The organism is Pseudoalteromonas sp. CO325X (assembly GCF_004208955.1).
GTDB classification, from domain to species: domain Bacteria; phylum Pseudomonadota; class Gammaproteobacteria; order Enterobacterales; family Alteromonadaceae; genus Pseudoalteromonas; species Pseudoalteromonas ruthenica.
In genome coordinates, this window is the sequence record NZ_SGPG01000024.1 from 53910 (window position 1) to 68291 (window position 14382).

General features: G+C 47.0%; 10 protein-coding genes and 7 tRNA genes. 13 read left to right on the forward strand and 4 right to left on the reverse strand.

Annotation, left to right across the window (positions count from 1 at the left end):
• The first annotated feature begins 144 nt into the window (after positions 1-144).
• Positions 145-2418: an acyl-CoA dehydrogenase gene (locus EXT46_RS13770; RefSeq protein WP_130147953.1), complete on the forward strand. Its 2274-nt coding sequence runs from the start codon at positions 145-147 to the stop codon at positions 2416-2418.
• 38 nt (positions 2419-2456) lie between these two features.
• On the opposite strand, the gene EXT46_RS13775 is transcribed toward EXT46_RS13770, so the two are convergent.
• The 3 genes from EXT46_RS13775 to EXT46_RS13785 all read right to left on the reverse strand — a co-directional run bounded on the left by EXT46_RS13775 (position 2457) and on the right by EXT46_RS13785 (position 6469).
• The gene (locus EXT46_RS13775) at positions 2457-2891 is read right to left on the reverse strand and encodes a hypothetical protein (RefSeq protein ID WP_022944544.1); all 435 of its coding nucleotides are present in this window, start codon (positions 2889-2891) and stop codon (positions 2457-2459) included.
• Between the two features lie 116 nt (positions 2892-3007).
• Complete coding sequence (cysK, locus tag EXT46_RS13780) at positions 3008-3976, reverse strand: cysteine synthase A (RefSeq protein ID WP_022944543.1); 969 nt, start codon at positions 3974-3976, stop codon at positions 3008-3010.
• A 132-nt stretch (positions 3977-4108) separates the two neighbouring features.
• Positions 4109-6469, reverse strand: a complete 2361-nt coding sequence (locus tag EXT46_RS13785) for a DUF5916 domain-containing protein (RefSeq protein WP_240701141.1) — start codon at positions 6467-6469, stop codon at positions 4109-4111.
• A gap of 208 nt (positions 6470-6677) precedes the next feature.
• On the opposite strand from EXT46_RS13785, the gene EXT46_RS13790 reads away from it, so the two are divergent.
• From EXT46_RS13790 to EXT46_RS13845, 12 genes are all read left to right on the forward strand, one after another.
• Positions 6678-7829: a dicarboxylate/amino acid:cation symporter gene (locus tag EXT46_RS13790; RefSeq protein WP_130147941.1), complete on the forward strand. Its 1152-nt coding sequence runs from the start codon at positions 6678-6680 to the stop codon at positions 7827-7829.
• 77 nt (positions 7830-7906) lie between these two features.
• On the forward strand, positions 7907-8557 hold the full coding sequence (uvrY, locus tag EXT46_RS13795) for a UvrY/SirA/GacA family response regulator transcription factor (RefSeq protein WP_022944540.1): 651 nt from the start codon (positions 7907-7909) through the stop codon (positions 8555-8557).
• A gap of 8 nt (positions 8558-8565) precedes the next feature.
• Positions 8566-10386, forward strand: coding sequence for an excinuclease ABC subunit UvrC (gene uvrC, locus EXT46_RS13800; protein ID WP_130147943.1), 1821 nt, complete (start codon positions 8566-8568; stop codon positions 10384-10386).
• 51 nt (positions 10387-10437) lie between these two features.
• A complete protein-coding gene (gene pgsA, locus EXT46_RS13805) occupies positions 10438-10989 on the forward strand; it encodes a CDP-diacylglycerol--glycerol-3-phosphate 3-phosphatidyltransferase (RefSeq protein WP_022944538.1) in 552 nt (183 codons plus the stop codon).
• A 161-nt stretch (positions 10990-11150) separates the two neighbouring features.
• Positions 11151-11226: transfer RNA gene (locus tag EXT46_RS13810), tRNA-Gly, on the forward strand.
• A 9-nt stretch (positions 11227-11235) separates the two neighbouring features.
• Positions 11236-11309: transfer RNA gene (locus EXT46_RS13815), tRNA-Cys, on the forward strand.
• A gap of 35 nt (positions 11310-11344) precedes the next feature.
• Positions 11345-11431: transfer RNA gene (locus EXT46_RS13820), tRNA-Leu, on the forward strand.
• 55 nt (positions 11432-11486) lie between these two features.
• Positions 11487-11562 (forward strand) — tRNA-Gly (locus EXT46_RS13825).
• A 38-nt stretch (positions 11563-11600) separates the two neighbouring features.
• Positions 11601-11687 (forward strand) — tRNA-Leu (locus tag EXT46_RS13830).
• 54 nt (positions 11688-11741) lie between these two features.
• Positions 11742-11817, forward strand: a tRNA-Gly gene (locus EXT46_RS13835).
• A 33-nt stretch (positions 11818-11850) separates the two neighbouring features.
• Positions 11851-11924: transfer RNA gene (locus EXT46_RS13840), tRNA-Cys, on the forward strand.
• A 72-nt stretch (positions 11925-11996) separates the two neighbouring features.
• Complete coding sequence (locus EXT46_RS13845) at positions 11997-12533, forward strand: hypothetical protein (RefSeq protein WP_130147945.1); 537 nt, start codon at positions 11997-11999, stop codon at positions 12531-12533.
• A gap of 31 nt (positions 12534-12564) precedes the next feature.
• On the opposite strand, the gene EXT46_RS13850 is transcribed toward EXT46_RS13845, so the two are convergent.
• Positions 12565-13977, reverse strand: coding sequence for a sodium:alanine symporter family protein (locus tag EXT46_RS13850; RefSeq protein WP_130147947.1), 1413 nt, complete (start codon positions 13975-13977; stop codon positions 12565-12567).
• Positions 13978-14382: the final 405 nt, after the last annotated feature.

The window sequence follows — 14382 nt, forward strand, 5'->3', positions numbered from 1 at the left end:
CCGGCTAAATATAGCAGCGTACGCAGAGGGGGTAAATTATTATAGATAGTCAGAGCACTCGGCTAGTACATTGAAGGGATTGTAAATATTTGCCGTTCGTCCATACTGAAAAACACCCTTTACGGTATCAAGGAACACAAGATGATGTGGTTAGTTTTATTAATCATCGTAGCTGTGATCGTTATTTTCGCAGTACGAGATATTCGCATGAGCATTGTTACTCGACCAGTTTTCAAGTGGTTTAAACAAGCATTACCGCCGCTGTCTGCGACAGAGCGAGATGCCATGGAAGCGGGCGATATCTGGTGGGATGGGGAGCTCTTTCGCGGCAACCCCGATTGGCACCAATTGCACCAGTATGCAACCTCACAGTTAAGTGCTGAAGAACGTGAGTTTATTGATAACCAAGTCGTTGAGCTGTGCGCCATGCTTGATGATGAAACCATTACCGCACAACAGGACATGCCAGAGTCAGTGTGGCAGTACCTAAAGGATGAGGGGTTTTTCGCCCTAATTATTCCCAAAGAGCACGGTGGTCATGACTTCTCGGCATTGGCCAACTCAACCATTGTTGCCAAAATTGCCAGTAAAAGCCTAAGTGCTGCGGTGACTGTCATGGTGCCCAATAGCTTAGGCCCCGCTGAGCTTCTGCTTCATTATGGCACCTTGTCACAACAACAACAGTGGTTACCAAAGCTTGCCAAAGGCGAAGCACTGCCATGTTTTGCCTTAACCGGTCCAGAAGCAGGTTCGGATGCCGGTGCCATTCCGGATACTGGGGTTGTATGCAAAGGCGAATTTGCCGGTAAGGAAGTGCTGGGTTTACGCCTAAACTGGTCAAAGCGCTATATCACCTTGGCACCGCGCGCGACAGTATTGGGCTTGGCCTTTAAAATGTTCGACCCCGACGGATTATTAGGGACAACAAAAAATATCGGTATTACCTGTGCATTGATCCCCACCGACCACCCTGGAGTACGCACTGGCGACAGGCATAAACCCATGAATATGGGCTTTTTAAATGGCACCACAGAAGGGAAAGATGTCTTCATTCCACTTGAGTGGATTATCGGTGGTGAAGTGCAAGCAGGCAACGGTTGGCGCATGCTAGTGGAATGTTTAAGTGCAGGGCGCGGTATTTCATTGCCAGCGTTGAGCACGGCAACCGGGCACTTGAGTGCGCGCACCAGTGGCGCTTACGCGGCACTAAGGCAACAATTTGGTGTCGCGATTGGCGAATTTGAGGGAATACAAGAAGCCCTCGCTCGCATCGGCGGATTAACCTATCAATTAGAAGCTACGCGGGTCTTGACCGCAACGGCGATAGACCAAAAATTAAGTCCCTCGGTGATCACCGCCATCGCTAAGTATCATATGACCGAGATGGGCCGCCAAGTGATCAACGATGCCTTGGATATACACGCCGGCAAGGGCATTCAAATGGGCCCCAATAATTATCTCGCCCATTGTTATATGGGCACACCGGTATCGATCACCGTAGAAGGAGCCAATATTCTTACCCGGAACCTGATGATTTTTGGGCAAGGCGCGATCCGCTGCCACCCCTATGTGATTGATGAAATGGTTGCTGCAGGGCTTGATGATGAAGAAAAAGGGGTGCGTGAGTTTGATCCGCTGCTTTGCCAGCATATGTTATACAGTGCTGGCAATGGCGTTATGTCGTTCGTGCATGCGCTCAGTGGTAGTTATTTTGCCAAGGCCCCCGTTGGTGGAGCGACAGCCAAATACTACCGCTATCTAGGGCGCTTCTCTAGAGCACTGGCATTTTGTGCTGATATTGCCATGCTCCGTTTCGGGGGCGATTTAAAGCGCCGGGAAATGCTGTCGGCTCGTTTGGGTGATGTGCTCAGCCACTTGTACCTCGCTTCAGCAGTACTTAAGCGCTACCAAGATGAGGGCCATCAACACGCGGATTTGCCATTTGTACAATACAGTGTTGAGCGTAGCCTTTATCTGTGCGCCAAAGCCTTTGATGAATTTATCTACAACCTAGGAAGCTGGCCACTGTCGTTGGCTGTTCGTGCCGTGGTACTACCACTGGGCAATCATTTTAAAATGCCTAAGGATGAGGTCGCTAAGCAAGTTGCGCAGCATATGACTCGCAGTGGCGTGGTACGCGAGCGCCTCACGCATTTATGTGTGGTTGATGACAGCAATGGTACAGCGGTGCTGGATAAAGCTTTAGAAGCGCAACAACATGCAGCTCAAGGATATCGTGAGGTTCATAAGTTGCGTAAAAAAGGAGAGATTCAAGGGCTGACGATGATGCAGCTAATTGAAGATGCACGGGCTAAGAATAAGCTTAGCGCTGAGCAAAGCGAGCAACTGATTGCGGCTGAGTCACTAAGGCAAGAGGTCATCGCTGTGGATGTTTTTGCCGCACAAGAGTTTGAGTGATTAGAGACAATAAAAGGCCGCAAAAGCGGCCTTTTTTACTAACGACCGTAAGGGTCGGGGACAATCTCACTCACCAGCCAATCACCGCGTTCGCGGATCATCTTCACACTGCGCATATCATCGACTTGGTTGCCATGAAAGTGCCCGGTGAATACTAAATTGATGGTAGCGCGGTCGCCGTATTGTTGGCGAACACTCATCTCGGTACGGTCTAACTCGATGGTGACCTGATCATATTGTAAATTAACTAGGTTACGGGTGAATTGTGATGCCGTACCGTAGGAGCGCATAATACGCGCTAATTTGGGGGTCGCATATTGTGTGGCGCGCTCAAGGTTATCGTGGTTGTACAACGCATAGAAGTACTGAGTTGCCACGTAGCCCGGAGAGTTAGGATCGCCTGTAATATCATCGTCGTTTTGGCCGCAGGCAGTCAATAAAAGTATCAGAGCGAGAAGTAAAGTACGTTTCATTCCACTGTATTTAATAAAGGCTATACACTGGAATAAAGTGTGAGGGGCAATTGAAAATATGTAAAGAAAAAGGCGCTAAAGCGCCTTTTTTTCAGAATAAAGAATGGCTCTTGGCTTTACTGCTCAAGTTCCTGATCACTGAACTCACCAGCAAACAACGGACTTGAAAGGTAGCGCTCGGCAGAGCTTGGCAGAATAACCACGAAGTTTTTATCAGCATTCTCTGGCTTTTCAGCAAGACGCTTAGCAGCGACCACAGCAGCACCAGATGAAATACCGGCTAAGATCCCTTCGTTTTTCATTAGTTCATGCGCCATAGCGATGGCGTCATCATTACTGACTTGTTCAACCCCATCTAACAACTCTAAATCTAGGTTACCAGGAATAAAACCAGCACCAATACCTTGAATTTTATGGGGGCCCGGCTTGACCTCTTGACCTGCCATTGTTTGGCTGATCACTGGAGAATCCGTTGGCTCAACAGCAATAGATTGCACATTTAAGCCTTTCTCTTGCTTAAGATAGCGGCTCACGCCGGTGATAGTACCGCCAGTGCCGACACCAGCAATGAAGAAGTCGACTTTACCATCAAGTGCATCAAAGATTTCTGGACCCGTTGTCTCGAAGTGAATTTTCGGGTTAGCTGGGTTTTCAAACTGCTGTAACAGAATGTACTTATCAGGATCGCTGTCATGAATTTCTTTGGCTTTCTCAATCGCACCTTTCATGCCTTTAGGGCCTTCGGTGAGCACTAAATTAGCACCTAGCGCTTTGAGTAGCTTACGACGCTCCAAACTCATGCTGTTGGGCATGGTCAACGTCAACTTGTAACCTCGAGAGGCCGCAACGAAAGCGAGGGCAATTCCGGTATTTCCTGATGTTGGCTCGATAAGCTCTTTATCTTTAGTCAGTTGTCCTGATTTTTCCGCTTCCCAAATCATTGAAGCACCAATACGGCACTTGACGCTGAAGCTTGGGTTGCGAGCTTCTACTTTGGCATAAACATTACCACCGGTAACACGGTTAAGTTTTACTAACGGGGTGTTACCAATGGATAGGGAGTTATCTTCGTAAATCTTTGACATATTCAATACCTAACGGGTTTGTCGCTGTATACCCTCACTTTACTCACTGTTTATGAAAACTAAAGGAAAGATTGGCTATATGATATAGCCAATCAGTTATAACGAAGAGGTATATAAATGTAGTTTCTTATATCACAAAATCCAAGCGTAACTGAATTTTGCAAACAGTGTACGATTATCTTTTTCCAGCCGTGATAAGTCATCGTCCTGGTAGCCACTGTCTGAGTAACCTACAAACACCACAGACTGTGGATTGAGTTTATAAGAGTAGAGTAGCTGGGTGCTCAATGCTCGATAGCGCGCATCCACTTCTTTAACGTAGCTACTAGGCTCGCGCTCGATGTCGGTATAAATCATGGTTAAACGCAAAAAGCTACGTAAATTAAATTGATAGGTTAAACGCAAGTCACTTAAATTAGCGCTGAAGATGTCCTCACCTGAGCGACGTTGCAAATCCTCGTAGGTGTGGCGCAAACGCAGCGCTAGATGCGAATTGATATTGTAATTCACAGTGGGGCGAATACGCACAAACTCACCCAAACGGTTATTGGCCAAATCAACCTTATTACCTTGCGTTACATCGATATCAGCAACAACACCGGCGCTGGGTTTGATGGACGCAAATAGGTTTATTTCGTTTTCGTTGAAGCGCGCACTATTACCGTCGATTGCTAAGGATGATGGATCGGCTCGCAACCCACGCCGCTCTCGACTGATGGTGCCAAGCTCTAGATAACTTTGCCAGGGGCCATCAAGTGAAACAAAGCTTTGCGCCTCTTTTTCTATTAACTCGCCAGCTTGGTTGTGGGTGATATCCCAATCTGCATACCATCGGGCGCGATTCCACCAAGCGTCTTGCTCGGCGTACCAACGGTATTCACCACCGGTGGTAAACTTGTTGAAGTCAGTTTCACTAAGAAAGCCTAAATCCGCACGCAGTCCATGGCTGCGCATATGATAATTACCAAACAGGCTGTAGTATTTGGTGTCTCTATCCAAGCTTAAATAATACCCATAGCCATCATAGCGCTGCTCGTTCACACGTAGCAAAGCTTCCGAATAACTGCAGTCATTGCGGCTATCACAAGGTTGTGCGGGTGACGCTTGGCAAGGTTCATCGGCATCACATAATTGCTCAATGAAGTCCTCACTATAGTCACTTTGCGATGCCAGAGCTTGTACCACCAAGGTGGTGAAGTCGTCAAACCGATATTTACTATCGATGCTCAGCACTTCGTTGTGGTAATCGTCACTGCGTCTGAACGTCGAGCTGGCACCCAGGGAAAACGCACTGCTGATATCGTAACGATAGCGCAGCGCGCCGGCTTGTGAGTGCTGCTCTAAACTCACAACTCGCGAACCTAAATTACCCGGTATAAGCACATTGGTTTGCTCATCGTTACTGATAAATGCGGCCACGGTGTGGCCATTCTTGCTTCCGGTTAGTTTCGCTCCTGCGCCAGGCGCGGCGATATTTCGGGTATAAATTAAGTTTAAATTCGAAGCAAAATAGTCGGCATTATCTAAAAAGAAGCTGCGCTTTTCTGGGAAGAATAAGCTGAAGCTTTCATTGACGTTGAGCTGTGCAACATCGGCCTCTACTTGTGAGAAGTCGGGGTTAACAGTGGCATTGAGCGTTAAATCTGGAGTGATCCCCCATTTCAGATCTAAGCTTGGCTCAATGTTATCGTCTTTTTGCCAAGGCCTTAGGACCGCGCCATTGATGTCGCGTTGTTGCTGTTGGTTAAGCACCAAGGAGGGGACAACGGTGAGATTACTGCTTTGTTCGGCATTAGCAAAACCGTTCACTTGTGGCATTTGGCATATCCAGCAGTGATTACCATGGTCCAATTGCATACTTGAGAGGCGAAGGCGCTCATTTCGTGGATAAAAGCGCACTAACTCCATGGTCATGGCTTGGCTGCGTGGTGCGTCATCGAAGTTGAACATACGCATAGGTAAGGCTATTTCCACCTGGTATCCTTGAGCGGTGATATGGCCTGCGCTATCCCAAATGCCATCCCAGGCACTGTTTTCAGTTTTACTCAACTCATTTTCGATAGAGTCTTGTTGAACTCCAAGCGGATTGACAAAAAACTGATAGGCCAGCTTGGCACTGCCATAGGTGTCCAGTTTTATCCCTACTAAGTCATCATCCCAAGCGCTATCACGATCGCGATAAAAGGCACGAATTTTCTCGGGGTGAGGGTCCTCGGCGATAAACCCTAAATAGAGGGTATCGTCATTTTCATAAATCAGCGCGGTGGTACTCACCGGTGATGGTTTATTTTCATAGGGCCAAGTGATGTTATTTACACTGATGCGCTTAGCCTGTTGCCATTGCGGCTCATCCAAACGACCATCAATAGTCGCTGCATCAGCGAGGTAGGGGATATTGAGTGCCGGCTGTGCCGTTTCAGCCAATACAATAAAGGGAGTAACGGCCATGGCTAAAACAGCAAGACGACCTGCGAGAAAACGAGACAAAAGCACAACATGTCCAAGTGATGATTATTGATGGCGCTGTTGTAACAAGTTAGCAGGGTGTAAACAAAATATATTCGTTCAGTTGCGATTCAGCGCGATAAACCGCACAGATGCTCAATGATTAGACACTTAGCTTTGTGCTCAGCGGTTTTTCCATACATTGATGGCAAAAAATGTTAAAACAGGTGGCATTATTCATTACTGCTAAACCATCATGAAATTAATACTTAAATTGGTTGCTGGCATTGTCCTTGGAATGCTAATCGGCGCCTTTGCACCGGAGGCTGTAGCACGGGCTTTGTATACTGCCAAAGTGCTTATCGGCGAGCTGATAGGCTTTACCATTCCACTTATTATTTTATTTTTTATTTGTTCAGGCATCGCTGGGCTGCCCAAAGGGGCGAATCATTTACTTGGCCGCACAGTAGGGTTTGCTTATGGTTCGACGGTGGTAGCAGGGACCTTGGCAATCATTGTTATGACTTGGGCCGCCCCTTATATAAGTGGTTCAATCAACTTTCATGGCGGTGAAGAATCGGCTCTGAGCAGCTTTATCGATATAGAGATACCGCCGTTGATGGGGGTGATGAGTGCCTTAGTAGCGGCATTCGCCTTCGGCATAGGTATCAGTCAGCGCCAGCTGACACAACTACAACAAGTGGTTGATCAAGGGAAAGAAGTGATTGACGGGTTACTCTCGAAAGTCATCATCCCAGCGTTACCATTTTATATTGCCGGGGTGTTCGCTGACATGACCGTTGCCGGCACCGTTGCCTCAACATTGCAAACGTTTGCCGTTGTCCTTGCCATCGCTCTGGTTATGCACTGGGTATGGCTAAGTGTGCTGTATATTGGCACCGGATTATTGTTAGGGCGCTCACCTTGGATGTTATTAAAGAATATGTTGCCTGCTTATTTAACCGCGCTTGGTACGATGTCCAGTGCCGCGACCATCCCGGTATCGCTTAAAGCCAGCAAAGATAATGGCGTGAAAGAACACATTGCTAATTTCACTGTACCGCTGTGTGCGACCATCCACCTCTCTGGCTCGACCATTACCATCGTCACCTGTGCCATGGCGGTGATGGCATTATCACCGACAATGGCGATAGGAAGCTTGACGGAAATGCTGCCATTTGTACTAATGTTAGGTATAGTGATGATCGCAGCCCCTGGGGCACCGGGCGGTGCGGTTATGTCGGCACTGGGGCTATTAACCAGTATGCTTGGGTTCACTGATGCAGCAATTGCATTAATGATCGCATTATATTTGGCTCAAGACAGCTTTGGCACGGCCTGCAATGTGACCGGTGATGGTATCATAGCATTGTGGGTTGACCGTTTTTCTGATAAAACAAGTGCTTGATTTAGGGTGTAAGAATAATACGTGTAGTTATTGTACAAAACAGCTGTAACTACACGTGTATAAAGAGGGTTTTCCTGTTGATTAATGTACTGCTAGTAGATGACCATGAACTGGTGCGTACCGGGATAAAGCGCATCCTTGATGATGTTCGCGGTTTTAAGGTTATCGGTGAAGCAAAAACTGGTGAAGAGGCGGTGCAGTTTTGCCGTCAAAATGAGCCAGACATCGTACTAATGGACATGAACATGCCGGGCATTGGCGGTCTCGAGGCCACGAAGAAGATCTGCCGTTACTGCCCTGATGTTAAAGTGATTGTGCTCACTGTTCATTGCGAAGACCCTTTCCCTAGTAAAGTCATGCAAATTGGCGCTCACGGTTACCTCACCAAAGGGGCAGGCCCTGAAGAGGTGGTCAATGCGATTCGCGCAGTGAACTCCGGTCAACGCTACATTGCGCCACAAATTGCTCAGCAAATTGCGTTGGCGCAGTTCAGTGGCCGCACCGACGAAAACCCATTTCAAACTCTCTCAGATCGCGAACTGCAAATTATGCTGATGATTACGCGAGGCGAAAAGGTGCAAAGCATCGCCGACCGATTAAATCTGAGCTCAAAAACGGTCAACAGCTATCGCTATCGTATATTCGAAAAACTGGCTGTGAACGGCGACGTGGAACTCACGCACTTAGCCATTCGCCATAAAATGATAGATATTGATAGCGACCACTGATCCTGGCTATGAGTTTTGCTGCCGACCAGTTTTTAAAAACGGTCTCTGAAGAACCCGGCGTATATCGCATGCTAGATAGTGAGCAGCAAGTGATATACGTAGGTAAAGCGAAAAACCTTAAAAAGCGCCTTTCAAGCTATTTTCGTAAAACAGGCCTCGATGCTAAAACGCAAGTATTGGTGCGTAATATTGATGATATCAATGTAACGCTGACCAATACTGAAACCGAGGCCTTGCTACTAGAAAATAACCTGATCAAGAAGTATCAGCCGCGCTACAATATTTTACTTCGCGATGATAAGTCCTATCCGTACATTTTATTGACTAAGCATCAACACCCTAGATTAGCTTTTCATCGCGGTGCGCGCAAAATCAAGGGTGAATACTTTGGGCCCTTTCCAAGTGCTGGCGCCGTTTCTGAAAGTTTGCGTTTGATGCAAAAGTTGTTTCCCGTACGTCAATGTGAAGACAGCTACTACAAAGCACGCAGCCGTCCCTGTTTGCAGTACCAGCTTAAACGCTGCAGTGCGCCCTGTGTTGGCAAAGTCAGTGATGAAGAATACAGCGCCCAAGTAGACTACGTACGTAAGTTTCTCGGTGGCAAATCCCATGAGGTAATAAGCTCATTGGTGGCTAAAATGGAACACGCCAGTGAGCAACTCGCCTTTGAAAAAGCTGCCAAGTACCGTGATCAAATCCAGCTGTTACGTAAAGTACAAGAGCAGCAGTCAGTGTCCGGAAAGCACGCCGAGCTAGATGCCCTTGGCTATTGTCGCCGAAATGGCATGGTTGCGGTACACATTCTCATGGTGCGCGATCACAAAGTGATGGGCAGCAAAACGTTGTACCCCAAAGTGCCAAAAGACTCCAGCGATGACGAAATTTTAACGTCTTTTATTGCCCAGTATTATTGTGCACCAGGAGCGACTGGGCGTATCGCCAAAGAGTTGGTGCTGCCTTTTGCAATTGATGAGCAGCAACCGTTGAGCAATGCTATGAGCGAGCTTAAAAGCACACAAGTAAAGCTCAATACGGTGCATCGTGGCGAACGTGCTCAGTATCTACAGTTAGCGAACAAAAATGCCGACTCTAGCTTAGAAGTGCAGCAAAGCACGCAAGATGCTATCAATAAACGCTACGCACTACTTAAAGAGGCGCTACACCTTGATGATATCGCTCATATGGAGTGTTTCGATATCAGCCACACCATGGGTGAGAACACGGTGGCATCATGCGTGGTGTTTGACCGCCAAGGGCCCAATAAGAGTGAATATAGACGTTTTAATGTCACCGGCATTACCCCAGGTGATGATTATGCCGCGATGGCCTTTGCGCTCAATAAACGGTATGGCAAGCTGACTGACGAGAGCAAGATCCCGGATGTCATTTTTATTGACGGTGGTAAGGGACAATTGAACCAAGCCGTGGCGTTTTTTAGCGATTGGTCGTTTGCAAAAATGCCCTTGCTTGTCGGCGTTGCTAAAGGCACTAGCCGAAAGCCAGGTTTAGAAACATTATTGATTGATGCCGGGCGCAAAACCGTATCTCTTGGCAGTGATTCACCGGCGTTGCATCTTATTCAACATATTCGTGATGAATCACACCGTTTTGCCATTGCTGGACACCGTAACAAGCGCCAGAAGCAGCGTAATCAATCAGTGCTTGAGGAAATCGGTGGCGTAGGGCAAAAGCGTCGCCAAGCGCTGCTAAAATACCTCGGTGGTATGCAAGGCGTGAAAAGCGCGACAATTGAGCAGCTCAGCCAAGCGCCGGGGATCAGTCCCGCGATGGCGGAAAAGATATTTAACCATTTGCATGACAAGGCATAGCCCTTCGTGCGAATATTACTGAAAAGAAAACGCTAAGAACGCCTAGTAGTTATGTGGAACATTCCCAATACCCTAACAGCCTTTAGGTTGTGTTTAATCCCAATTTTTTTATTTATCTTCTATCTACCAAGTCAATGGGCGTTTTTCGCAGCAGCATTTGTATTTTGGCTAGCGTCGATCACCGATATCCTTGATGGCTATCTAGCTCGGCGTTTAAATCAGTCGACGCCGTTCGGTGCCTTTTTAGACCCTGTTGCCGATAAAGTAATGGTCAGTGCAGCCCTGGTAGTGTTAGTTGGCCACTATCAAAGTGCGTGGATGACCGTGCCGGCGTTGATTATTATCGGCCGCGAAATAGTGATCTCGGCTTTAAGAGAGTGGATGGCGGAGCAGGGTAAGCGTGGTGAGGTAGCGGTATCCCAACTTGGTAAGGTGAAAACAGCAGCGCAAATGCTCGCCATTATTGGCCTGATTTGGCAATTTCAGCCTTGGATGGTGACTTTGAGTTATATTCTATTATACATAGCGACTATTCTGACCTTTGGCTCTATGGTGCAGTATCTCATGGCTGCGCGCCATAGCTTCTTCGCTAAAGAAGGCTAAATGTATAATAACACGCCGTTTTAGATAAAAATTAAGCAAACGATTCAAAACCCATATTTTTTGTATTGACGCGTTTAATAATCTCTGTAGAATGCGTCGGTGTTGAGAGGGCGCTAGCCCAGCACTGCTTTAACTAAGCGTTATAAACAGTGTTCAATGATGCGAGTATAGCTCAGCTGGTAGAGCGCAACCTTGCCAAGGTTGAGGTCACGAGTTCGAACCTCGTTACTCGCTCCAATCATTGATGGCGGAATGGCAGAGTGGCCATGCAGCGGATTGCAAATCCGTCTACCTCGGTTCGACTCCGGGTTCCGCCTCCATATCTCAACGCTTCCACACGCGTATAGCAACCCGAGCCCGGGTGGTGGAATTGGTAGACACAAGGGATTTAAAATCCCTCGCTGGTAACAGCGTGCCGGTTCAAGTCCGGCCCCGGGCACCATTTGCTAATATTGCTTCGGCAATGAGTATAAGTTAGCTCTTATACAGTTAGGATTGCGAGTATAGCTCAGCTGGTAGAGCGCAACCTTGCCAAGGTTGAGGTCACGAGTTCGAACCTCGTTACTCGCTCCAATCTACTTAACGTGTGTATGACAGCATGTCAGCCATCCGCCCGGGTGGTGGAATTGGTAGACACAAGGGATTTAAAATCCCTCGCTGGTAACAGCGTGCCGGTTCAAGTCCGGCCCCGGGCACCATTTTCTAACATTGCTTCGGCAATGAGTATAAGGTGGCACTTATATATTAGGATTGCGAGTATAGCTCAGCTGGTAGAGCGCAACCTTGCCAAGGTTGAGGTCACGAGTTCGAACCTCGTTACTCGCTCCAATTCTTAATAACATGCTAAAATCATATCTCTACGGCGGAATGGCAGAGTGGCTATGCAGCGGATTGCAAATCCGTCTACCTCGGTTCGACTCCGGGTTCCGCCTCCATAATAAATTCTTTTTTTTCTTACAGTTATTTTGTATATTGGCAGTCAGTTTAATGTCATGGTCGTTATACAAATGAAACGGATATCCCTACTTTTCCCTATTATTGTCTTGTTGTGCTCGTGCACCTCAGTTAAATTTAACCCACGTTATGAGCAGCAGCAGTGGCATACTGTGATTGTTGCGCCATTTAGCGGAGACAGTAGCGAGCGCACAGTAAGCAAGCGTATAGATTACCAATTGAGCACGCTCGCTGGGATCACTGTTATCCCTAGTTACAATGTCGATATGCTGCTTAAACAGCATGATTTGCAAGAGCAATATGAGCAACACCCGCGAGAAGCGCTTTTTGAACTGGCTAAAAAGGTGAACGCGGACGGTGTGATAGAGGGGGAGGTGATTAGTAATCATGCCAATCGCTCTCAAGCTTTCCATCAAGTTGAGATCACTTCGCGCATCGTTGATACCAATAACTTAGCAATAGTATCAACCAGCTATGAGCAAAACAGTTCATTGATTGGCTCGCTGAATGACCTTTCTAAGCAAAGCACTGACGAAATAATTGCTGAGCTTCAAATAGCACTAGCAAAACTAGGGGCACAGCTGCCTTAAATACAAAAAAAGGAGCGTGAAGCTCCTTTTTTTACCAAGAGTCGGGGTCGACTTCTTTTGCTAACTTGGGGTGTTTGTTTTTATTAAAGGTGGGTACGATACCTTGTTTTCGTTGTTGTTGGTAATCCTTACTCAGCCAAATCACGACGCCCGAAAGCATAAACAATGCAATGACATTAATAATGGCCATCATCCCCATTGAGATATCGGCGAGGGTCCACACGATCTTTATCTCACCTAAAGAACCAAACATCACCATAGCCAATACCAAGGCGCGGAAAATCAGCATACCTTTCTCGTGATTATGTTCCAAAAATAACAGGTTAGTTTCTGCGTAAGAGTAATTTGCAACAATGGAAGTGAAAGCAAAAAATAGGATGGCAACGGCTACAAAAATAGCGCCCCATTCACCAACGTGTGTAACTAAGGCATTTTGTGTTAGAGCGATCCCAGTCAAACCAGAGCCAGGTGCCAGCTGCCCTGAGAGCAATATAAGCGCGGCGGTGGCGGAGCAGATCACTATAGTATCGATAAACACTCCTAACATTTGTACGTAACCTTGGGATGCAGGGTGCGGTGGATTGGGGGTAGCTGTTGCCGCAGCATTAGCCGCACTACCCATACCGGCTTCGTTAGAGAATAAGCCGCGTTTTATGCCTTGGATCATCGCCTGCATAACTCCATAGCCAATGGCACCCGCTCCGGCTTGCTCAATACCAAACGCATGGTTGATAACGACCATAAAGACCTGAGGAAGCTGCTCAAGATTAACCGCGCACACATATAGTGCTAGTATTAAGTAAGCCAGTGCCATAAAGGGCACAACCAATTCTGCAAAGCGAGCAATGGTTTTTAAGCCACCGAATATGACAAAGCCAGAGCCTATAACTAAGGCGATGCCGACAACGTAGTTAGGGATAGCAAAGGCCTCATTAAAAGCCGCCGCAATAGAGTTTGCTTGTACGGCATTGAACACCAGACCAAATGCAAGAATTAAGCATAATGAAAAAGCAACGCCCATCCAGCGTTTACCCAAGCCTTTTTCCATGTAGTAGGCCGGACCACCACGAAAATTGCCGTGTTCATCCTTCACTTTATACGCTTGAGCTAATGTGCTTTCGGCAAAACTTGTGGCCATACCAATTAAAGCAATAAGCCACATCCAAAATATCGCACCAGCACCACCTAAATACAGAGCTACACCCACCCCGGCCATATTGCCGGTGCCAACGCGTGCAGCGAGTGACGTACAAAATGCTTGAAATGAGGATATCCCACCTTGCGCACCTTGACGGCTGTTAAACATAACCTTAAAAGTATGGCCAAAGTCTCTAAATTGAATAAAGCCCAATCGAACAGTAAAGAATAGGCCAGCAGCGATTAGCAAATATACCAGCACATGCCCCCAAATAAGGCCGCTAATAGCATTAGCGATTTCGGTCATAACACGTGTACCTTTAGTTAGTATGAGAATAGCGCGGCAATCTAGCACATAGGTCGCGAGATTTTTAGTGAATTGGGGTATATAGATAAAAGAGCCACATAATCGGTTAGTTTATGTTCGAAAACAGTGTTATCCACACAGTTTTGTGGGTAAGTGGTGGTTAAGTTGTGGGGAGTATCTTGAGGTAATGTTTTTTGCAATTTTCTTTAAAAAAGGGGTTGCGTTGATTTTGTTTCTCCCTATAATGCGCTCCCACTGACACGGCAGACAGCAACGGATAACGAGCTAAACTCAGTGTTAGGGAGTCAAATAAAACTTAGTTTAAAGTGAATTAAAAAACTTAAAATTAAGTGTTGACACAAAATCAGGAAGGCGTAGAATGCGCAGCCCTGAACGGGAGCAAAG

Bases quoted from the DNA above. Each gene is read 5' to 3' on its own strand.
- pgsA (WP_022944538.1), top strand. From the start codon at position 10,438: ATGTGGAACATTCCCAATACCCTAACAGCCTTTAGGTTGTGTTTAATC.
- EXT46_RS13790 (WP_130147941.1), top strand. From the start codon at position 6,678: ATGAAATTAATACTTAAATTGGTTGCTGGCATTGTCCTTGGAATGCTA.
- EXT46_RS13845 (WP_130147945.1), top strand. From the start codon at position 11,997: ATGAAACGGATATCCCTACTTTTCCCTATTATTGTCTTGTTGTGCTCG.
- uvrC (WP_130147943.1), top strand. From the start codon at position 8,566: ATGAGTTTTGCTGCCGACCAGTTTTTAAAAACGGTCTCTGAAGAACCC.
- cysK (WP_022944543.1), bottom strand. From the start codon at position 3,976: ATGTCAAAGATTTACGAAGATAACTCCCTATCCATTGGTAACACCCCG.
- EXT46_RS13850 (WP_130147947.1), bottom strand. From the start codon at position 13,977: ATGACCGAAATCGCTAATGCTATTAGCGGCCTTATTTGGGGGCATGTG.
- EXT46_RS13775 (WP_022944544.1), bottom strand. From the start codon at position 2,891: ATGAAACGTACTTTACTTCTCGCTCTGATACTTTTATTGACTGCCTGC.
- EXT46_RS13770 (WP_130147953.1), top strand. From the start codon at position 145: ATGTGGTTAGTTTTATTAATCATCGTAGCTGTGATCGTTATTTTCGCA.